This window comes from Gemmobacter serpentinus (genome assembly GCF_008973825.1).
Classification (GTDB): Bacteria; Pseudomonadota; Alphaproteobacteria; order Rhodobacterales; family Rhodobacteraceae; genus Gemmobacter; species Gemmobacter serpentinus.
Genome location: NZ_WCHR01000016.1, coordinates 130,293 through 149,856 on the forward strand (window position 1 = coordinate 130,293; position 19,564 = coordinate 149,856).

At 62.5% G+C, this 19,564-nt stretch carries 16 protein-coding genes; 4 read left to right on the forward strand and 12 right to left on the reverse strand.

The genetic code is table 11. The features are described 5' to 3' along the window. Position 1: 1 nt before the first annotated feature. The 6 genes from GBJ34_RS08900 to GBJ34_RS08925 form a co-directional block, all read right to left on the reverse strand. Positions 2 to 304 carry an urease subunit gamma gene (locus tag GBJ34_RS08900; RefSeq protein WP_151718916.1) on the reverse strand — a complete coding sequence of 101 codons (303 nt, stop codon included), beginning with the start codon at positions 302 to 304 and terminating at the stop codon, positions 2 to 4. Next, the gene (locus tag GBJ34_RS08905) at positions 301 to 1,134 is read right to left on the reverse strand and encodes an urease accessory protein UreD (RefSeq protein ID WP_151718917.1); all 834 of its coding nucleotides are present in this window, start codon (positions 1,132 to 1,134) and stop codon (positions 301 to 303) included. Before GBJ34_RS08905 ends, GBJ34_RS08900 begins: the two co-directional genes overlap by 4 nt. Before the next feature lie 150 nt (positions 1,135 to 1,284). Beyond that, positions 1,285 to 2,379 (reverse strand): flagellar basal body P-ring protein FlgI, encoded by a 1,095-nt coding sequence (locus tag GBJ34_RS08910; protein ID WP_151718918.1) that lies wholly within the window; start codon positions 2,377 to 2,379, stop codon positions 1,285 to 1,287. Further along, entirely contained in the window at positions 2,376 to 3,374 is a 999-nt protein-coding gene (locus tag GBJ34_RS08915; RefSeq protein WP_151718919.1) for a flagellin, read from the reverse strand. The genes GBJ34_RS08910 and GBJ34_RS08915 overlap by 4 nt, the downstream gene beginning before the upstream one ends. Before the next feature lies 1 nt (position 3,375). Then, on the reverse strand, positions 3,376 to 4,830 hold the full coding sequence (gene flgK, locus GBJ34_RS08920) for a flagellar hook-associated protein FlgK (RefSeq protein ID WP_151718920.1): 1,455 nt from the start codon (positions 4,828 to 4,830) through the stop codon (positions 3,376 to 3,378). Positions 4,831 to 4,840: 10 nt separating this feature from the next. Continuing rightward, complete coding sequence (locus GBJ34_RS08925) at positions 4,841 to 6,139, reverse strand: flagellar hook protein FlgE (protein WP_151718921.1); 1,299 nt, start codon at positions 6,137 to 6,139, stop codon at positions 4,841 to 4,843. A gap of 228 nt (positions 6,140 to 6,367) precedes the next feature. On the opposite strand from GBJ34_RS08925, the gene GBJ34_RS08930 reads away from it, so the two are divergent. After that, positions 6,368 to 6,802 carry a pseudoazurin gene (locus tag GBJ34_RS08930; protein WP_151718922.1) on the forward strand — a complete coding sequence of 145 codons (435 nt, stop codon included), beginning with the start codon at positions 6,368 to 6,370 and terminating at the stop codon, positions 6,800 to 6,802. A gap of 43 nt (positions 6,803 to 6,845) precedes the next feature. Here GBJ34_RS08930 and GBJ34_RS08935 read toward each other — a convergent pair whose 3' ends face one another. From GBJ34_RS08935 to GBJ34_RS08955, 5 genes are all read right to left on the reverse strand, one after another. Continuing rightward, the gene (locus tag GBJ34_RS08935) at positions 6,846 to 7,652 is read right to left on the reverse strand and encodes a flagellar motor protein MotB (RefSeq protein ID WP_151718923.1); all 807 of its coding nucleotides are present in this window, start codon (positions 7,650 to 7,652) and stop codon (positions 6,846 to 6,848) included. 85 nt (positions 7,653 to 7,737) lie between these two features. Next, the gene (locus GBJ34_RS08940; RefSeq protein ID WP_151718924.1) at positions 7,738 to 8,916 is read right to left on the reverse strand and encodes an HlyD family efflux transporter periplasmic adaptor subunit; all 1,179 of its coding nucleotides are present in this window, start codon (positions 8,914 to 8,916) and stop codon (positions 7,738 to 7,740) included. After that, positions 8,913 to 11,060 carry an ATP-binding cassette domain-containing protein gene (locus tag GBJ34_RS08945; RefSeq protein ID WP_151719158.1) on the reverse strand — a complete coding sequence of 716 codons (2,148 nt, stop codon included), beginning with the start codon at positions 11,058 to 11,060 and terminating at the stop codon, positions 8,913 to 8,915. The genes GBJ34_RS08940 and GBJ34_RS08945 overlap by 4 nt, the downstream gene beginning before the upstream one ends. 77 nt (positions 11,061 to 11,137) lie before the next feature. Next, positions 11,138 to 12,493, reverse strand: a complete 1,356-nt coding sequence (locus GBJ34_RS08950) for a TolC family protein (protein WP_192931156.1) — start codon at positions 12,491 to 12,493, stop codon at positions 11,138 to 11,140. Positions 12,494 to 12,506: 13 nt separating this feature from the next. After that, positions 12,507 to 15,479, reverse strand: a complete 2,973-nt coding sequence (locus GBJ34_RS08955) for an Ig-like domain-containing protein (RefSeq protein WP_192931157.1) — start codon at positions 15,477 to 15,479, stop codon at positions 12,507 to 12,509. A gap of 421 nt (positions 15,480 to 15,900) precedes the next feature. Between GBJ34_RS08955 and hslV the strand changes: the two genes are divergently transcribed. From hslV to GBJ34_RS08975, 3 genes are all read left to right on the forward strand, one after another. Further along, positions 15,901 to 16,458 carry an ATP-dependent protease subunit HslV gene (gene hslV / locus GBJ34_RS08965; protein WP_151718927.1) on the forward strand — a complete coding sequence of 186 codons (558 nt, stop codon included), beginning with the start codon at positions 15,901 to 15,903 and terminating at the stop codon, positions 16,456 to 16,458. Beyond that, a complete protein-coding gene (gene hslU, locus GBJ34_RS08970; RefSeq protein ID WP_151718928.1) occupies positions 16,455 to 17,750 on the forward strand; it encodes an ATP-dependent protease ATPase subunit HslU in 1,296 nt (431 codons plus the stop codon). Before hslV ends, hslU begins: the two co-directional genes overlap by 4 nt. Before the next feature lie 96 nt (positions 17,751 to 17,846). Then, positions 17,847 to 18,965 (forward strand): alpha/beta hydrolase, encoded by a 1,119-nt coding sequence (locus tag GBJ34_RS08975; protein ID WP_226341103.1) that lies wholly within the window; start codon positions 17,847 to 17,849, stop codon positions 18,963 to 18,965. Here the strand turns inward: GBJ34_RS08975 and GBJ34_RS08980 are convergent. Further along, complete coding sequence (locus GBJ34_RS08980; RefSeq protein WP_151718929.1) at positions 18,962 to 19,561, reverse strand: Smr/MutS family protein; 600 nt, start codon at positions 19,559 to 19,561, stop codon at positions 18,962 to 18,964. The two genes, GBJ34_RS08975 and GBJ34_RS08980, sit on opposite strands and share 4 nt — an antisense overlap. Positions 19,562 to 19,564 lie beyond the last annotated feature (3 nt).

Here is a 19,564-nt window from a genome sequence, read left to right on the forward strand (position 1 = left end):
CCTAGCGGATCGGATGATGAACGGTGACCAGCTTGGTCCCATCGGGAAAGGTGGCTTCGACCTGGACGGCATGGATCATCTCGGGCACACCCGGCATACAGTCCTCGGACGCAACCACCCCGGCACCTGCCGCCATCAGATCGGCGACACTGCGCCCGTCGCGCGCACCCTCAACAACAAAATCGGTGATCAGCGCGATGGCCTCGGGGTGGTTCAGCTTGACGCCGCGGGCCAGACGGTTGCGCGCCACCATCGCAGCCAGGCTGACCAGCAGCTTTTCCCGCTCTCTCGGGGTCAGGTTCATATGATATCTCCATGCAACTGCCAGACACGGGGCATTGGTTTGCCCCGCAGCCGGGTCAGGATGCGCGCCAAATGCTGGCGCAACGGCCAAAGATGTTCGGAAGTCAGCCGCAGGATCAGCCGCCCATTCCAGGCGGATGCCGCAACCGACACGCCCTCGGCCGCCAAAAGATCACGGATCAGCGGCAATTGCGCCTCGGCCTCGGGCGCGATCAGGGCAATGGTTGAAAAGCACCGCGCTCCGCCCAGAAGCGCGGGACCAGAGCGCGCGGCGAGACTGGTTGCATCCAGACACAGGTTTTCACACCAGATCGGCCGGCCGGCCTGCGTGACCCGCCGCAGATCCCGAAGCGCCGCATGGTCAGGCGTTTCACCCATTGCCTGACGGCCCAGAACAACCGTTTCAGCCAGCAGCAGTCGGGCATTACAGCCCAGCTTTGCCTGCGTGCGCCGTCGCAATCGGGCACGGTCATAGATCAGGGTTTCCTGCGGCAACCAATCAAGCCGCGCACCAACACCAAGCTCCAGCCCGATCTCGACCACAGCCTGATCGCCAAGGCTGGCATAGGCACGTTCCGCCGTTTGCGTGGTTGCCGTAAACGCCACATCAGGGGCGAGATTGAGAGAATATTGCAGACTGTCGCCACCAGTCAGGCCGCCCGAGGTATTGAGAAAGACCCCCTCTTCCAGCGCCCGGTTCGGCAACATGATCTTGGCAGATCCGGATTGATGCAAATCTGCGATGCGCGCTTTGCTGTCACCCGCGATCAAGCTCAGCCGCGCCTCACCGCGACTGCGTTGCAACCCGACCTGCAGATGGGCATCCAGCATATCCCTCCCCTTTCGAGGAAGAGGTTGCATGACACCCTAGGTTTCACAAATGACTGGCCGCTGCGAGATGGGTGCCATTCACACCCAGGAAGCAGCGTGATGAAAAAAAGTGCGATTTGTGTGAATTTTCATCACATCGAATTTGACGACCTATTGCACCACGAATTCCGCATGAAGCGCCCCCGCGGCATTGATGCTTTTCAGAATGTCGATCATGTCATATGGCGCGACGCCAAGGGCGTTCAGTCCCGCCACGACATCGGATAGCGTCGCGGTTTCTGGCATCATGGCAAGGCCTGTTCCCGGGTCTTTCTCCAACTGCGCATTGCTGCGCGGCACGACAACTGTCTCACCCATGGAAAACGGATTGGGTTGCACCACCATCGGGGCCTCTTCGACCGTCAGGGTCAGGTTGCCCTGTGCAACTGCAACCCGGCTGATCCGTACATCCGCCCCCATGACGATGGTCCCCGACCTCTGATCGACCACAACCCTTGCGCGGGTTTCAGGCTCCACCAAAAGGTTTTCCAACCGTCGCATGACATGCGCTGGAGAGCTCATTTTCGAACGCGTCAGATCCAGCGCAACCGTCCCGGCATCGGTCATCGTGGCGACGGTGCGGCCAAATTCGCGATTGATCGCGGTTTCGATGCGGGCCGCCGTGGTGAAGTCGGGTTCCCGCAGGGCAAGCCGGAGCGATGTGACCGCTGTAAAGTCAAAATCGACTTCGCGCTCGATCCTTGCGCCCGAGGGGATCAGACCCGCCGTCGGGACTCCCTGCACCACCCGCGCCGCCGCGCCTTCGGCTGAAATCCCGCCCGCAATCACCGTGCCTTGCGCGACAGCATAGATCTGACCATCCGCGCCATTGAGCGGCGTCATGATCAATGTGCCACCAAGCAGGCTTTTTGAATCGCCAATCGCAGAGACGCTGACATCCAGCCTGCCCCCGCTTCGGCCGAAGGGTGGCAGCCGCGCCGTCACGAAAACCGCCGCGACATTCTTGGGCCGGATCTGTTCGCCCGTGACATTGACGCCGAGCCGTTCCAGCAGATTGGCCATGATCTCTTCGGTAAAGGGCGCGTTACGGATCCCGTCGCCCGTGCCGTTCAGACCGACAACCAGACCATAGCCCACGAGATCATTGCCCCGGACCCCATCAAATTCGACCAGATCCTTGATGCGGATCGGCCCGGCCTGCGCCGGCAGCGCCCATAGCAACAACAAGATGGCCAGCCGTATCATCGCAGATAGCTCGCAAGACTGAGCGTCGCCAGACGCGAAGTGATGGCATAGATGGTTTCAAGCCGTGTCTGTGCGGCCGTCAGCTCCGTAGCGGTTTCATAGGGATCGGCCTCGATAAGTGCAGCGCGCGCAATGCCCAGGGCCGTTTTCTCGGCGGTGTTGCCTGTCGCGGCGGCCTCCAGCCGCGCCTGGACCACCCCAAGCCCGGCCCGTAGATCGGCGCGGGCCTGTTCGGAGGCGCCAAGGCGCGCGCCCGCCTCTGCCGCAAGGGCAATCCGTCCCTCATCATCGAGCGCCGTTGCGCCATTTGTGCTGAGCGCAGCAAGGGCCAGCGCCTTCAGGCTTGCACGAATTGCAGGATCCATCGCCGTGATCGCGACGGAACTGCGTTCGGTCGGTGATACGGCAATCGACCCGCTGGCCTCCGCGCCCTGATAAAGCGCAGCATAGCCAGCGGCATCATCAAACCACTGTTCGACCCGGTCACGGATCACACTCATTGTGCTTTCCCCGGCGACCAGCGCGCCCAGCATTGCAAGGACATCCTCGCCCTGCGGCAAAGGCCGGAGATCGGAGGCCGCACCGGAGAAGAGGGCCCGTCCGGCGCTTTCACTGTTCAACAGGCTTATGGCGGTGTTGAACTTGTTCCGCGCGTCCTGCGCAAGCGCCTCAAATCCCGCCGCGCCAGCAGTTTGCGCGGCCTGCAACGGCAGGGCCAGACTGGTCGCGAGATCGCTGAACGCACCCAAGGCTGCCTGCATCATTTCGGCCTCAAGGCTCAGTTCGGTGGTTGCGCGACCAAAACCTTCGATCCGGGTCATCGCAGCATTGAGCCCAGCCAATGTGCCGGTATTGCCGCGTAGCGCGGCAGCTAGATCGGACTTGACACCCGAGGCCATCTCTTGCGTCAAGATGTTCATGCGGCTTTTGGCAAAGCCAAGATTTTGCCGCAGCATGAGGCTCTGCGCGAGGTCGCCAATGGAAAGCAGGGTCATGTCACAGCTCCAACAATGTGTTCATCATGCTGTCGATCGCCTGAATGACGCGCGCATTGGCGGCATAGGCTTGTTCGATCAGCAGCAGTTTTTGCAGTTCCTGATCGCTATCTACGCCCTGCAGCAATTCCTCTGCCTGAAGGGTTCCGAGCCGACCTTCAGCAAAGGTCAGGGCTTCGTCCGCGGTCACTCGCTGGCGCGCGGCATAGGATTGTAGATCCGTGGCAAGACCGGCGAGTGTTCGACTGCCGGTGGGAAGCGACGCGCTGATGGCGGCTGCCGACTGGCCCAGAACCTGATGATAGGCCGTCAGCAGGCTGGTTTGTCCGACATTGCCAGGGCTCGCCGCGCCGATTCCGTCGCGCAGGCGCCAAATCCCACCGCCCTGCGCTGGATCGACGGCAGAATTGATGCGGAGCCTGCCCGCAAGCCCGACCTCGGCCGCCATATCAGCCCGGGCTCCCGCGTCAGTGAACAGACCCGCCGCCCCGGATGACAAGGTGCCATCAAGGCCGGTGGCCTGAAAACGCAAACCCAACTCCAGCGCGACCCCGTCCAGCCGGGCTTGCGCTTCCGGCGCGAGGCGGTCGCGGATATCGAAGGCGGCTGAAAGGCTTCCGCCTTCGACCAGCCCGACCGCGTCCGTGCCGATCGGACGACCATTCAAGATCAACCCGCCCAGCGCACCGTTTTGCAGCGTGGCATCGGCGGTGATCGCGCGTGTCGGGGTAAAATCGAAGCGCGAGGCGCGGCCATCGACCAGGGGCGCGCCTTGCGTCGAATACAGCGCCACCACGCCGCCTTCGCGCGGGATTTGCGCGATGGGGATGATGCCTGCGATCCGGTCGATCTGGCTCTGGCGCAGGTCTTGCAACGCGCTGGTATCGCGCCCGGCTGCATTGGCAACCTGAATGCGGGTGTTAAGATCCTGCACCTGTTGCAACGCGGTGTTAAGTTGATCCACCTGGTCGGCAATGGCGGCATCCGCCTCGGTCCGTGCCGATTGCAGCATCGCCTCTGCGCTGTTCAGATGATCGACGATGCCCTGTGCCCCGGTCAGCACATTTGCCAAGAACGACTCCGAGTCCGGGCGCGCCGCGGCCGCAATCAGAGCTGATTCAAATGTTGCCAACCGATCCGACAGGCCGCCGGACAGAAGATTGCCTGACAAGGCCGTCTCCAGCTTGGTCAGGAAGGCCTGCTCCGCCTGCGCCCCGGCACGCCCGGCGCTGGCGGCCCGCCGTTCGTTCAGCAGATAAGCATCCACATCGCGCAAATAGGCCGTGATGGTGACGCCAGAGGTCTGGCCACCCAGAAGGGTCGAACCCAGCTCCGCCTCGCGCTTCGCATAGCCGGGTGTTGCCGCATTGGCGATATTGGTCGAGACCAGGTTGGCCAGGCGACCGGAGACGGAAAGCCCCGACAGGGCCGATCCAAGGGCGGAAGCAAGGCTCATCTCTTACACCTCAGCGTTTGATATTGGTGGTTTCCTGCAGCATCTCGTCGACGGTCTGGATGACCTTGGCATTTGAGGAATAGGCCCGCTGGGTTTGGATCAGATTTGTCAGTTCCTCCGCCATATCGGTGGTGGAACCTTCGCGCGCGAACCCCTCCACCGTGCCGGTCGGGCCATCGCCCGCATCCCACAGGAAGAAGGCGCCGGAATCATTGGATATGCGGAAGGTCTGGTCATCCAGCGCGGTCAAGCCGTTGATATTGGGCACATCGGCCAGCGGGATCTGATAGAGCGTGCGCGTGAAGCCCGTATCATAGGTCGCACGAACCAACCCACCCTCATCAATCGTCACCTCGCTCAGTTTCCCGACCGGCGTACCGTTCTTGGTCACCGAGAGCGGAGAGAAGGCATCGGCAAGCTGCGTAAGGCCCGAACGATCCGCCAGCTTACCCAGCGTCAGGGTCAGAGGGCCGCCCGCCAGGTTCAGACTGACCGTTCCCTCCGCCGCATCATAAGCACCGCCGGAAACCTGCGTCACCGAGGACAGTGTGCCACCATCGGCGCGGCTGCCATCAAAACTCAGCACATATTCCCCCACCACCGCATTGCCCTGGGCGGCATCGCGAATTTCCAGCCGCCACTGATTGGATGCGGCGGTGGCACCCACGGTCGGGGTGAAGGTGAATTCCAGCGTCTCGGACGTGCCGAGATTGCCAAAGTATTCGACGGAGAGCGGGATCGCATCGCCGCTCGCCCCCGGCGCAGTGGCGGTGGCGGGCAGATTGACGCCCAGCTTCATCCGCGTGGTCGGATCGCCCGCGCGCTGATTGGCATCGATCACCACCGGCACCAGGCCCGAGGCGGAATCGCGCGCCAAGGTCGGGATCGTGCCATCGCCATTGGCGGGCCAGCCCAGCAGGACGAGCCCCGAAGGGGTTTTCAACACGCCGTTCTCATCGGTGCGGAAGGCACCCGTCGTGGTCATCAGCAGCCCGCCTTCGCCGACGCCCGCAGCGCTGCGTGTCACCGGCAGCATTCCGCGCCCGGTAACTGCGATATCCAGCGCATTGGAGGTGCCGATCAGTGGCCCGCGTTCATCGATCAACCGGGTCGCCTGCGACCGCACGCCCCCCGCCGTGTATTGCCCGGCCCCCGCCGCAGAGGACAGGACCATGGATTCAAAGGTGGTGACCGACCGTTTATAGCCATGGGTCGAGGCATTCGCGATATTGTCGGAAATGGTCGCAAGCCGCGACGAATTCGCGTTCAGACCAGAGACGCTGGCATTCAGCGCGGAGGAAATGGACATGGGCCGCCTTTCTGAGCTTCGAATCCCGTTCTTCGCCAGAGTGACCGCTGCAACTTAATTTCTGCCTAATCGCTAAAATCCCGCGCATTCCACGCAGATCCCGGCATAAATCCTGTGTCTGGGGTAGATTTTTCGCCTGCGTTTGCGCTTGGTCAAATCGGCGCGCGCGACACGGCGCTATCTCCGGGGGCAACGGGCCATATCGACCCGCGCCACAGGAGAATCAGCATGAAATGCATGTCCTTCATCGCCGCAGCCCTTTGCCTTGGCCTGGCCAGCGCCGCAGGGGCCGCCGAAATCGAGATCCATATGAAGAACAAGGGCGAGGCCGGCACCATGGTGTTCGAACCCGCCTTCGTGAAAGCCGCAGCGGGCGACGTGATCCACTTCATCCCGACCGACAAGAGCCACAATGTCGAGGCGATTAAGGAAATCCTGCCCGCCGGGGTGGAGCCGTTCAAAAGCAAGGTGAATGAGGAGTTTTCGCTGACAGTGACCGAGGCCGGGCTTTACGGCGTGAAATGCACCCCGCATTTCGCCATGGGCATGGTCGCGCTGATCCAGGTGGGCGATGCTCCGGCCAATCTGGCGGTGGCGCAAGGGGCCAAGATGCCGAAGAAGGCGCGCGAACGCATGGATGCCGCGCTGGCGCAGGTCAATTGAACCACTCCGCCGGCCTCACCCGATCCGGGCGGGGCCGGCCCCTTCAACGGTCCCGCCGCAACAACACCACCTCCAGGCGGTTGTTGCGGATCGCCTGCGGGTCGGCGGTGACGGGCACCCGATCCGCATGGCCGGTGACGCGTCGCAACCGTGTGGCCGGCATCCCCTTTTGCTGTAAAAGGGCGCGCATCGTTTCGGCCCGGGCTGCCGACAGGCTCCAGACAGGGTTGGAAATCAGCGTCACCGGATATGAACGCACATGCCCGTTCACCGCGATACTGTTGCGGGTGATCGCCAGCGCCTCGGTCACCACGGTTGCGATATCGACCAGAACCGGCTGCGCCTCGGCGGTATCGGCGCGAAACAGCGGGACATCGTCCAGATCGAAAACCTCAATGGTCAGCCCCTCATCCGTCACGCGGGTCACGACATGACGCAGCGCGCGTTCCATCGTCATGCTTTCCCCGCCAAATGCGGTCAGCGCCTTGTCGATGTCTGCCTTGGCCTCGTGTAACTGGGCCTGCGTCATCTCATCATTGGGCAATTGGCCCTTTTGCTCGATGGTGCCGGAATAGACACTTGTCGTGGCTTGCATCGAGGTGTCGCCCCCCAACACATCGGAGCCGCTGCCCGTTGTTGACATGGTGATGGTCGGATTGAAGTAATCCGCCACCCCCTTGCGCTGTTTTTCGGTCGTCGCGCCCAAAAGCCACATCAGCAGGAAGAACGCCATCATGGCGGTGACGAAATCGGCATAGGCCACTTTCCACGCCCCGCCGTGGTGCCCGCCGCCATTGATGATCTTCTTCCGTTTGATGATGACGGGCGCGGCAGTATTCTTGCCGGCCATCACACACCCCAAATCTATCCCACCCGGAACCAGACTTAGTGGCTCCGGGTGAATCAGGGCTTAAAGGGTCAAATTGACCGGATAATCAGCGCTCGCGCAGGGCTTCCTGCGATTTGTAAAGCGGCTTGGTCAGATAGGTCAGCACCGTCTTGCCGCCAGTCTGCAACTGCACATCGGCCTGCATACCCGGACGGATTTCCAGGCTGCGCTGGCGCTCGGTCAGCTGGGTCAGATCCACACGCACCGTCACCTTGTAATGGGGGTCGCCATCGGCCGCGCGGGCGTTCGGGTCCTTGAACGTATCGGCCGAGATGAAATCGACCTTGCCCTTCAGCGTGCCATAGATCGTGTAATCATAGGCGGTCAGCTTGATCGTCGCCTCCTGGTCCTTGCGGACCTGCGCGATGTCAGAGGGTTTCACCCGCGCCTCGATGAACAACTCGTCCCCCAGAGGGATGATCTGCATGATCTCTTCTCCCGGACGCACGACGCCGCCCATGGTGGTGATCGACAGCTTGTTCACCACACCGCGCATCGGCGCCACAAGCGTGGTCCGGGTCAACTGGTCCTGCGCGGTCTTTTGCTGCTGGCGCAGGGTGGCCAGTTTGGCCAGCGTGTCGGAATAGGTGGTGGCGCGGTCCAGCTCCATCTGGGTGATCACGTCATTCAGACGGCCCTCGGCCTCGGATTTGGCCTTGCTGGCCTGGGTCAGCTCGATCTTCGGGGCGACCTCCAGCTCCACCATCTTGGCAACGATATCCATCTCTTTCTGGGCCTGAACCAGAACCTGCTCTGCGCCCTCGCGCTTCATCTTGAAGTCAAAAAGGCGGGCATGAAGCAGCGCGGTTTCAGACGCCACGATATCGGGCACGCGGGCGGCGATATCGGCGGGCACGTCGAATTCAACCACGCCAAGCGCCTCGGCCTCCAGCCGCAGGCGACGAATTTCCAGCGTGGCGATCTGGTCGGTCAGATCATCCACCATGGATTTGTATTGCGTGCCCTGAAGCTGGGCGAGAACCTGTCCCTGCTCCACCACATCGCCCTCGGCCACGTTCATCTCTGACAGGATGCCGCCCTCGAGGTTCGAGATGATCTGCGGCCGCGACGAAGACACAATCGTGCCCGGCGCGTGGACGATCTCGGCCAGCCAGGCAAAGCTGGCCCAGATCAGAAAGACCAGAACGGCGGCGCCGATGGTCCAGATGATATAGGACGGACGGCGATTGCCATGCGCCAGATCGTCATCATAAGTCGCGCTCATGCCCCGGCCCCCGCCTGTTTGCTCAGATGCGCCAGAACGGCATCCCGCGGCCCGTCGACGGCCATCTTGCCGTTTTGCAGGATCAGCGTGCGTTCGGTCAGGTGCAGGATCGGCACGCGATGCGTTGCGATGATCGCGGTGCGGCCCTGCAGCCAATGCTGCAACCGGCTGACCAGCGTGGCCTCCAGCGTCTGGTCAAGGGCTGCGGTCGGCTCGTCCAGCAATACGACCGACGGGTCTTGCAGCCAAAGCCGGGCCCAGCCGATCGACTGCTTCTGACCCACCGACAGCCCCTCGCCCAACTCGCGGATCTCCAGATCCAGACCGCGCGGATGGTTGCGCACGAAGGGGCCAAGACCGGCAAAATCCAGCGCCGCCATCATGCGATCATCATCGCGTTCCAGCTGGGTCATGTTCAGGTTGTCGCGGATCGTGCCCGCAAACAGCCGCACATCTTGCCCCAGATAGCCGACACCGCGGCGCAGATCGCGCGGATGCACCTGTGCCAGATCAACGCCGTCGATCAGCACGCGGCCCTTGGTCGGGTCAAACAGCCCGGCCAGAAGGCGCAGCAGCGTCGATTTACCGGAACCATTGGCCCCCAGAACCGCGATATGCTGGCCCTGCGGGATGGAGATCCCGGCGATATCGAGCACCGGCGCCGCTTTCGGATCATAGCTGAATTCCAGATTGCGCAGCTCGTAATGCCCGGCGATCTTGTCGCGGCGCAGATAGTGGCGCCCAGCCTCTTCCTGTTGCGGCGCATCGGCGATGGCATCCAGCGCGATCAGCGCCTCTTTGACATTGGCCCAGCGTGCCAGTGTGCCCGCCACCTGCGACAGGGGCCCAAGGGTGCGCGAGGTCAGAATGCCGATGGCGATGATCGTGCCGACCGTGAACTGCCCGGCGAAGACCAGATAGGCCCCGATCACCACGGCGGCGATATAGGTGATCTGCTGCATCGCCTGCGCCCAATAGGTCAGCATCGACGACAGATGCCGCTGGTCGGAGTTCTTGACAGCCGACAGCGTGCTCAGCTCGGCCCAGATACGGCGGATACGATCCTGCGCGCGCTGCGTGGTGACGGTTTCATGCTCATACACCGCCTCGTACAGAAGCCGCGCCGCGCGGGTCGATGCGCCCTGCGTGTCCTTGGTCAGCGCCATCATCTTCTTTTGCAGGAAGATACCCGGCAGCACCATCAGCGCGGCACCGATGACCAGAACCCAGACAAGGCTGCCGCCGATGGAGGCGACGAGCGCGAAGAAGATGAACAGGAAGGGCAGGTCGGCCAGCGTGCCGATGGTGGTCGAGGTGAAAAACTCGCGCACCGCGCTGAATTCGCGCATCGCGGCAAAGGTCTGCGACGGCCCGGCGCGTCCGGGGCCACCGCGCATCCCCAGCAGGCGTTCCATCAAACGTTCCTGCACCGCCAGCTCGATCCGGCGGCCGGTCAGGTCCATCAGGGTGGAGCGCGCGATTTTCAGGAAGGCTTCCATCATCACCGCCAGCATGGCACCGATGGCCAGAACCCACAGCGTCGCCTGCGACTGATGCGGGATCACCCGATCATAAACCTGCAACGAGAACATCGCGACGGCGACCGCCAACAGATTGGCCACCAGCGAGCCAGCGGCCACTTCGGTAAGCTGGCGCTTGAACTTGCGGAACTCACCCCAGAACCAATGCGGACGCGCGGCATCCTCGATATGGCGGGTTTCCAGCGCCTGGATCGAGGGGCGCGCGCGCATCAACAGCCCGTCATAGACGGCGGTAAATTCTTCCAGCGCCACATCCGAGCGTTTGTCGGCAAGGCTTGGATCATAGATGGTGATGCTGTCCTCAGACTGACCCAGCACCAGCACCAGCTGGCCCGAGGTCATCTGCACAAGGGCGGGCCAAAGCGCGGGCACCAGATCCTTCACACGGTCCACGCGGGCCGCCATGCCCATGCCGCCCAGGGCACGCGCAATCTCGTGCAGGCCGGGCAGATCATTGGTGCGGGTGGCCAGCTCGATCTGTTCCGACAGATCCGAGACCGAGGTATCTGCACCCACCAGCCCGAGATAGACCGAGGTCAGCCGGGCGCGGGCCAGCAGCTTTTCCGTCTGGCGTTGCGGTGCCGCATCCGCAGAAACGGGCATGGCAGGCCGATTGGCCTGCTGTCCGCTCGCCACTCTTGCGGCATTGATGTCAAAGGCGATGACGCGATTTTCGCTGCTCACAACGCTGCCCCACTGACCAAGATGCCCCGGTCGCGCGCGATCTGCAGACGCTTGAGGGCAATTTCATATTTCAGACCGGCTTGTTCCCGCTGCATCGCGGTCACGCTTTCAAACATGTTCACCAGCTCCATCAGGGTCCGGCGCCCCACCTTGAACTGTTCGGTGAACATGGCGAGGGTGGTTTCCCCCTGGGCCAGAACCGAGGCCCCTTCGGATTGGCGGGCAGTCAGCGTCGCAATTTCATGCTGAAGCGCCACGATATCGCGATTGGCCTGTTCCGCCGTCTTGGCAACACGGCGGTCCGTGACCTCTTTGGTCATTGCCAGCGCGTCCAGCTCGGCCCCGGTGCCAAGGCCCAAGGCATTGTCGAACTCGACCGAAAGGCCGCTTTCGATATCGCCATCCTGATTGATATTGGCGATGCCCTTCAGGCCGGGCCGATAGCCGGCGCGGACCACCTCGGCCTCAGCCTGGGTGCGGGTGGCTTCGGCGCGGGCCTTGACCACCGATAGCGGCTCGGGTGCATTGGCATCGGCGGGCAGGTTGCCCAGACCACTGACGCCGCCCAGATCGCGCGAGGCCATCGTGTTCAGTTCCGCCATTGCCTGCGCCGCCTGGAAGCGGTCATTGCTGGCGGTGGCACGCATCTCTGCGGCCTTCTGCTGGATCACCTGTTGCTCCGACCGATCCGACATGCCGCCATCGACGCGGATCGTGACGATCCGCTCAAATTCCGCCATGCGACCAGCGGCGCGATCCGCAAGACCTGCTTGCTCCAGCGCGCGCTGTTTCACGATATAGAGGTTCAGCCCCTCATAGACGCGCTGGTTGTAATCCAGCGCCAACGAGGTCGCGGCCACTTCGACATCGGCAGCGGCGAAGGCGCGTTCCGCCTTGCGGCCACCGCCATCAAACAACACCTGCTCCACGATCAGCGAGGCGAAGGTTTCACCCAGATCGGTCAGCGACAGCGAGGGCTTGATGGAAGGAAGCCAGTTTTTCGACCGAGCTTCGGCTTTCAGCCGGGCCACACGCAATTCGGCGCGGGCCGGGCCGGAGTTTGCCTCGATCACCGATTGGGCGATCTGGGCATAGGCACCATTGCCGGTCAGGATGGTCTGGCGCGACAGCAGGTCGCCAATGACGGCAGACCGGCTTTCGGCGTCTTGCCGGGCCGCGGAAACGCCGCCCCCGGCTGCGAGACTGGCCTGATCGGTGTTCGTCGAAGACCCGAACCCGAACTTGGAACCCCCCGATCCGCCACCCACACATCCTGCAAGCAGAAGGGTGAGCGCGACAACCGGGCCGGAGCGCAAAGCTCCGGACCACACTTGTTGACCTTGGCCGGGCATGGTGCCCCCCTCGTCAGATGGTGTTGACGTTGATATCATCCTCGATACGCAGGACGGTGTCGCCCAGCGTATAGATGTGATAGCCGCCCTCAGTCTTGACGGTCGCCGACCCGAAGCCAGTCAGAGTGACGTAGTCGTCAGCCCCGCCCTTGATCAGCAGCTCGTCGCCCAGGCCGGTGATCTTGTTCAGATCAGCGGCCGACAGCGTGAGCTTGGCACCGGCTGCCTCACGCAGATCGATCTGGCTGAAGTCGAAGTCCGACAGACCCACATTCGACAGATTGATCGCGCTTGCAGCGCCCTTGTTGTCCACAACGATCAGCGAACTGGATTCGTTGCCGGCCCGATCTTCAGCCGTCACCACCAGATAGCTGCCATCCGGGACTTTGCCATTGGTGAACTCGAACAGCGTATCGCCACCCAGATTTGCCGAGTCGGTCGTCAGCTTGGTGATCGAGCCATCCGTGTTGACACGGGTGAACGCATACTGATCTTCCGAGTTGGCCGAATAGTCACCAGAGGTGTCCAGGCGAACGCTGGTCATGCCGCCATCCACATCCTTCTCGAAGCGGACAAAGTTCGCAACATCCGGCGCTTCGGTATCCACCTTGATCGGGATCAGGGTCGTGGAGGAGAAGTTGCCAGCCACATCCTTGGCATAGACAGACGCCTCAATCGTGCCGTTGGCCATCTCGGGCAGCTGCGCGGTGTTAAACTTCACCGACCAGTTGCCAGAGCTGTTGGCCACAGTCTGCGCCGTCGCACCGCTGGAAAGGGTCACATAGACGGTTGCGCCAGCCTCGACCTTGCCGCTCAGCGTCACGCCCGCGTCACGCTCTTCGGCGTTCAGCACGTTGTCGCCCGCGAACTTGCCAACCGTGAAGTCGCGCACAACGCGGTCCACTTGCAGCGTGTCGTTCAGCGTTTCGGTATTGCCATAGCGATCTTCCAGCTTGACCACGACATTGGCCAGCTTCTCGCCCGACGGGATCTCATTGGCCGGGATATCGACAGTCCAGGTGGTGCCGGTGACGGTCGCCGCGTGGAAGGTCTTGCCGTCGAACGAGACCTGCACGGTGGAACCCGCCTCGACGGTGCCGGTGATCGTCAGACCATCCTGCGCCTCGACATTGTTGAGAATGCGGTCATCCACATTGTCGGTGGTCGAATAGGAGGTGATCGTGCCGGTCGCCTGGGTATCCACCTTGATGACATGGCTGTCCGAGGTGGTGTTGCCAGCCGCGTCCTTGATCGAGACAGTCACGGTCGAATCGTAGGTGCCGGCCTTGAAGTCACCGCTGCCGTAATTCACCGACCAGGTGCCATTGCTGGCCACGGTCGCGGTGCGTTCCTTGCCCTCGAAGGTCACGGTGATCGTGGCACCAGCTTCGCCCGTCCCGGTCAGGGTGATCCCTGCCGAAGCGGCCTTTTCTGCGCCCGAGATCACGTTGTCGCCCATCTGGGTATCGTCAAAGGCGACATTGACCAGCGTGTCGATCACGACCTTTTCGTTGATGACCGTCTTGTTGCCCAGCGGGTCGGTTGCGGTGATCTTGGCATCATAGATGCGCTCGCCATCCTGCAGCTCGCTGGTGGTAAAGGTCACTTTCCACTCGCCCTTGGCGTCAGCCTTGACGCTGTGCGAATAGCCGTTGATCTCGACCTTGACGGTTGCGCCCGCTTCCGAGGTGCCGCCAATGGTGACGCCATCCTTGTATTCGGCGGCATTTTCCACGTCGCCCACGCTTTGCACGCCCTGGGTGGCGGCAACCGGCGGCGGGGTCATGTCGATCAGGAAGTCGGGGCCGTCCAGATTCCAGGTCTTGCCACCGCCGGTGACAGTGACATCGGCGCTGTAATCGCCGTCTTTCGGGAAGTTCTTGCCCTCGAAGACCACGCCCCAGGTGCCCTTGTCATTGATGACAGTGGTCTGGGTCTTGTCGCCCACAACGACCACAACCTTATCGCCCGGCTCGCCGGTGCCGGTCACGGTCAGTTTTGGGTCCTTGGTGTTGGTGGTCAGTGTGTAGTCGGCATTCGGATTGTCGACGGTCGGCACCGCATGGTCGTTGCCGTTATCGTCATCATCATCGTCGTCATCACCCGGGGTGTTGTCGTCATCGTCGTCACCCGGGGTGTTGTCGTCGTCGTCATCACCGGGGGTGTTGTCGTCATCGTCATCACCCGGGGTGTTGTCGTCATCGTCATCACCCGGGGTGTTGTCGTCATCGTCGTCACCCGGGGTGTTGTCGTCGTCGTCATCACCGGGGGTGTTGTCGTCATCGTCATCACCGGGGGTGTTGTCGTCATCGTCATCACCGGGGGTGTTGTCGTCGTCGTCATCACCGGGGGTGTTGTCGTCGTCGTCGTCACCGGGGGTGTTGTCGTCATCGTCATCACCGGGGGTGTTGTCGTCATCGTCGTCGCCAGGGGTGCCGTCGCCATCACCCTTGCCGCCACCGCCGCCAAGCAGAGCCGCGCCGCCCAGAAGGCCAGCCGCAATCGCAGCCGCACCCAAACCACCCGCACCCAGCAGGCCCGGGGCGAAAGCACCCATGCCTGCCGGTTCGTCGGAATAGATCTGGGCATTCGCATAGGCGTCAGGCGATTCAAAGCGCAGATCGTCGACGGTCGAAAACTTGTTCCAGGCGTCCACCGGGCCATAGCTGGCCACAATCGGACCATCGACGCCGGCATTTTGCAACATGACCTCGGTCACCTCGCCGCCGGACGAGATATAGAGCCGGTTCAAATGGCCCGGCTGGGTGTTGTAAAAACCGCTGAGGGTAACGTCATTGCCGTCCACCAGCTTCACCACAAGGTCACCGCCGCGACGCTCGTAACCGAGCACGCTGGATTGCGACAGATTCAAGGAAACCTGTTCGCCGGAACCGATCTGGATGAAGTTTGCACCGCCGCCACCAGCCGTGCCATGAACAACCGCGCCCGCAGAATTGCGGACGGCGAAATCAATCGCCTGAACCATCTTACTACTCCGCCTCAAATCGGGCTGCTCGGCCCGGAGTTGTTATGGTCCCGATTTTTCGGGATCCGATTGCCAACAGGAATAGCGGCGTTCTGACACAAATTCTAGGGGTTAGTTGGCGAGGTGCCCTAAAATCTCCTCAATTCAGAATGCTTTGAACCGATTTCCCGGCAGCGCCGACTTGCCCGAAACCGGGGCAGTTTCGCTAGATTTAGTGAGGTCTAAAGTCAGCTTCTGCTAAGATTTGATTTTCTGCGATGCAGAATTTATGCGGCCTCGCAGCGCATTCTGCGACGCCAGACCCGGCTTGCCGCAAAAAATCCACAATCTGCTGTGGTTCCGTTACCACATCTAGCGGCCCTCGGCGCACCTTGTCCGCCCCGACCGCGCAGCCCATATTGCGGCCAAGACGGAGGATCCGATGGCGGAAGACAAATTTCCCGGATGGCATGGCACCACGATCCTGGCGGTGCGCCGACACGGTGAGGTTGTGGTGGCGGGCGATGGCCAGGTGAGCCTGGGGCAAACCGTCATCAAAGGCACGGCGCGCAAGGTGCGGCGCCTGACGGCGGGCGGCCATGAGGTGGTCTGTGGCTTTGCCGGATCCACTGCCGACGCCTTCACCCTGCTGGAACGGCTGGAGAAAAAGCTGGAGGCAACGCCGGGCCAATTGGCGCGCGCCTGCGTCGATCTGGCCAAGGACTGGCGGATGGACAAATACCTGCGCAATCTGGAGGCCATGCTGATCGTGACCGACGGGCGCGACCTGTTCGTGCTGACCGGGGCGGGCGATGTGCTGGAACCCGAACATGACGTGGCCGCCATTGGATCGGGCGGCAATTTTGCCCTCGCCGCCGCGCGTGGGCTGATGCAAAGCGATCTGCCCGCCGAGGATGTGGCGCGCCGTGCCATGGCGATTGCCGCCGATATCTGTGTCTATACCAATGGCAAACTGACGGTAGAGAAGATCTCGAAATGACCGACCTGACCCCGCGCGAGATTGTCTCGGAACTGGATCGCTTCATCATCGGCCAGGCGGATGCCAAACGCGCCGTTGCGGTGGCGCTGCGCAATCGCTGGCGGCGCAAGCAGCTGGGCGATGACCTGCGCGATGAGGTTTACCCCAAGAACATTCTGATGATCGGGCCGACCGGGGTCGGCAAGACCGAGATCTCGCGCCGTCTGGCCCGCCTTGCCCGCGCGCCTTTCCTGAAGGTCGAGGCCACGAAGTTCACCGAGGTGGGCTATGTCGGCCGCGATGTGGACAGCATCATCCGCGATCTGGTCGACACCGCGATGAACGACACGCGCGAGCGGATGCGCGAGGAGGTGCGGGCGCGGGCGCTGCAGGCCGCCGAAGACCGGGTGATCGAGGCGATTGCCGGCAAGGATGCGCGCGACCAGACCCGCGAGATGTTCCGCAAGAAGCTGAAATCCGGGGAGCTCGACCAGACCGTGATCGAGCTGGACGTGCAGGAGACCCCGGCGCTGCCGATGATGGGCGGCGGCAATGGTATGGAAATGCAGATGCAGGGGCTGCAGGATCTGTTCAAGGCCTTTGGCGGCCGCACCAGCCGCAAGAAGATGACGGTGGCAGACAGCTATGAAATCCTGTTGGGACAAGAGGCCGACAAGCTGCTGGATGATGAGGCGGTGAAGGCCGCGGCCCTGGATTCGGTGCAGCATAACGGCATCGTCTTTCTGGACGAAATCGACAAGATCTGCGCGCGGGCCGAGGCGCGGGGTGCCGATGTCAGCCGTGAGGGGGTGCAGCGCGACCTGCTGCCGCTGATCGAGGGCACGACGGTATCCACCAAATATGGGCCGGTGAAGACCGATCATATCCTGTTCATCGCAAGCGGTGCCTTCCACATCGCCAAACCCTCGGACCTGCTGCCGGAATTGCAGGGCCGTCTGCCGATCCGCGTGGAATTGCAGGCGCTGACCGAATCCGATTTCGTCCGCATCCTGACCGAGACAGATAATGCGCTGACCCGGCAATATGCCGCGCTGATGGCGACCGAGACAGTCACGGTGGGCTTTACCGAGGACGGGATTGCCGCATTGGCCCGGATCGCCGCCGAGGTGAACCGCACGGTCGAGAATATCGGTGCGCGCCGCCTATATACGATCATGGAGCGGGTGTTTGAGGAACTGTCCTTCACCGCGCCCGACCGCAGCGGCGAGATGATCGAGGTGAACGCGGCTTTTGTGGAGGCCAACCTTGGCGCGCTTGCAGCCTCGGCCGACCTCAGCCGCTATGTGCTGTAACCTTCGGACTTGGCGAAGATCGCGAAATAAGCGAACACTGTCGCGATGATGGCCCCGGTGTCAGGGATACCGGGGCGCGGGTGGAGGAGAGTTGCCTTGCGTCACATCCTGTTTGTGGTCTGCCTGCTGGCCATCGCCGCCTGTTCATCGCGCGGCAATATCATTGTCGTGCCCGAAGCTGCGGCTGTAGGCGCTGTCGAGGAAATCTATATCGGCACGACTCGCGGCATCGACCCGCAAACCGGCCGCTTTGACGCCAGCCGGTCCGAACAGGAACGCTTTGCCCGCTTTGTGGTGTCGATCCCGCCGGAGCGCACGATCGGCGACATCACCTTCACCCGACAGAACGCGAAGCCCGACCCGACGCAAGATTTTCTGACCACCGAAGCCGATATCTATCCCAGCGCTGCAGAGTTCCATAAATCGCTGCGCCACGCGTTCCGGGACCTGCCGCGCGGGAAACGCGATGCGGTGATCTATGTTCACGGCTTCAACAACACCTTTGCCGAAGGCCTGTATCGCATCGCGCAACTGACCCATGATCTGGATATGCCAGGCGTGACGCTGCATTACAGCTGGCCCTCCGCGGGCAATCCGCTGGGCTATGTCGCGGATCGCGACAGCTCCATGTTCGCCCGCGACGGTCTGGAGCGGCTGATCACCGAAGCCGCCGATGCCGGTGCGGAACGCATCGTGCTGGTCGCGCATTCGATGGGTTCGGCCCTGACAATGGAGGCGCTGCGCCAGATCGCGATCCGTGGCGATATGCGGCTCAAGAACAAGATGGCCGGGGTCATGCTGATCTCGCCGGATATCGATGTCGATGTGTTCCGGATGCAAGCCAAGGCCTATGGCGCGTTGCCGCAGCCCTTCCTGATCTTCGGATCGGATCGCGATTCGCTGTTGAACCTATCCGCCAAGCTGACCGCACAGCCGGAACGTCTGGGCAATCTGAAGGACATCACGCGCGTGGCCGATCTGAAGGTCACCTTTGTGGATACCAAAGCCTATAATGCGGGATCGGGGCATTTCAATCTGGGCAACAGTCCGGCGCTGCTGCAATTGATGAACCGTGTGCAAGAGGTCAACAGTGCCTTCCTGTCGGATCAGCGCGGCCGCACTGGCCTGTTGCCGGGTGTGGTGCTGACGGTGCAAAGCGCGACCCAGATCGTGCTTGCCCCCGTGGGCGCCGTCGCGAACGAGCTGAACCGCTAACGTCCGCGCCGCAGATAGACGTAATAGGCACCTGCGCCACCATGGCGCAGATGCGCCTCGGTCACCTGCAACACGCAGGGGCCGATCGGCGCAAGGCGCAACCAGCGCGGCACCTCGTGTTTCAATACGCCGTAGCGGATCGGAATCGGGCCGAAATCCGGCCCCTGCTTGCCCTTGCCGGTGATGACCAGCACCAGCCGCAGGCCGCGTGACCAGCTGTTGAGGATAAAATGGATCAGCTCTGGATGCGCCTCGGAGACGGTCATGCCATGCAGATCGATCCGGGCCTCGGGTGTCAGCTTGCCCCTGATCATCCGCGCATGGCTTTTGGCATCCATCGCCAGCGGTGCCGTGGCGAGGCGCGCCGCCAGGTCCGGCTGCACATCGTGACGGGGGGCGGTATCCTGCCGTTCACCGATGCGGAAACGGTTCAGTTTTGGCGCGGGCGGGGCGGGTGCCTCGATCCGGGGAAACAGCATGGGTGTCTCGGGCTCGGCCTTTGGCAGCGGTGGCGCACCATGCATCGGGCGCAGCGTGCGCGCGACGCTTTGCCAAAGCTCGGCCTCATCCGGGCGCAGGGAGCGGCGGCGGGCCATTCA

What these genes read in the sequence shown, in the direction of transcription:
- GBJ34_RS08980 (WP_151718929.1), bottom strand. Translation starts at nt 19,561, where the DNA reads ATGGCCCGCCGCCGCTCCCTGCGCCCGGATGAGGCCGAGCTTTGGCAA.
- GBJ34_RS08915 (WP_151718919.1), bottom strand. Translation starts at nt 3,374, where the DNA reads ATGACCCTGCTTTCCATTGGCGACCTCGCGCAGAGCCTCATGCTGCGG.
- GBJ34_RS08945 (WP_151719158.1), bottom strand. Translation starts at nt 11,060, where the DNA reads ATGCCCGTTTCTGCGGATGCGGCACCGCAACGCCAGACGGAAAAGCTG.
- GBJ34_RS08925 (WP_151718921.1), bottom strand. Translation starts at nt 6,139, where the DNA reads ATGTCCATTTCCTCCGCGCTGAATGCCAGCGTCTCTGGTCTGAACGCG.
- GBJ34_RS08900 (WP_151718916.1), bottom strand. Translation starts at nt 304, where the DNA reads ATGAACCTGACCCCGAGAGAGCGGGAAAAGCTGCTGGTCAGCCTGGCT.
- flgK (WP_151718920.1), bottom strand. Translation starts at nt 4,830, where the DNA reads ATGAGCCTTGCTTCCGCCCTTGGATCGGCCCTGTCGGGGCTTTCCGTC.
- hslU (WP_151718928.1), top strand. Translation starts at nt 16,455, where the DNA reads ATGACCGACCTGACCCCGCGCGAGATTGTCTCGGAACTGGATCGCTTC.
- GBJ34_RS08940 (WP_151718924.1), bottom strand. Translation starts at nt 8,916, where the DNA reads ATGAGCGCGACTTATGATGACGATCTGGCGCATGGCAATCGCCGTCCG.
- GBJ34_RS08935 (WP_151718923.1), bottom strand. Translation starts at nt 7,652, where the DNA reads ATGGCCGGCAAGAATACTGCCGCGCCCGTCATCATCAAACGGAAGAAG.
- GBJ34_RS08910 (WP_151718918.1), bottom strand. Translation starts at nt 2,379, where the DNA reads ATGATACGGCTGGCCATCTTGTTGTTGCTATGGGCGCTGCCGGCGCAG.
- GBJ34_RS08950 (WP_192931156.1), bottom strand. Translation starts at nt 12,493, where the DNA reads ATGCCCGGCCAAGGTCAACAAGTGTGGTCCGGAGCTTTGCGCTCCGGC.
- hslV (WP_151718927.1), top strand. Translation starts at nt 15,901, where the DNA reads ATGGCGGAAGACAAATTTCCCGGATGGCATGGCACCACGATCCTGGCG.
- GBJ34_RS08955 (WP_192931157.1), bottom strand. Translation starts at nt 15,479, where the DNA reads ATGGTTCAGGCGATTGATTTCGCCGTCCGCAATTCTGCGGGCGCGGTT.
- GBJ34_RS08930 (WP_151718922.1), top strand. Translation starts at nt 6,368, where the DNA reads ATGAAATGCATGTCCTTCATCGCCGCAGCCCTTTGCCTTGGCCTGGCC.
- GBJ34_RS08905 (WP_151718917.1), bottom strand. Translation starts at nt 1,134, where the DNA reads ATGCTGGATGCCCATCTGCAGGTCGGGTTGCAACGCAGTCGCGGTGAG.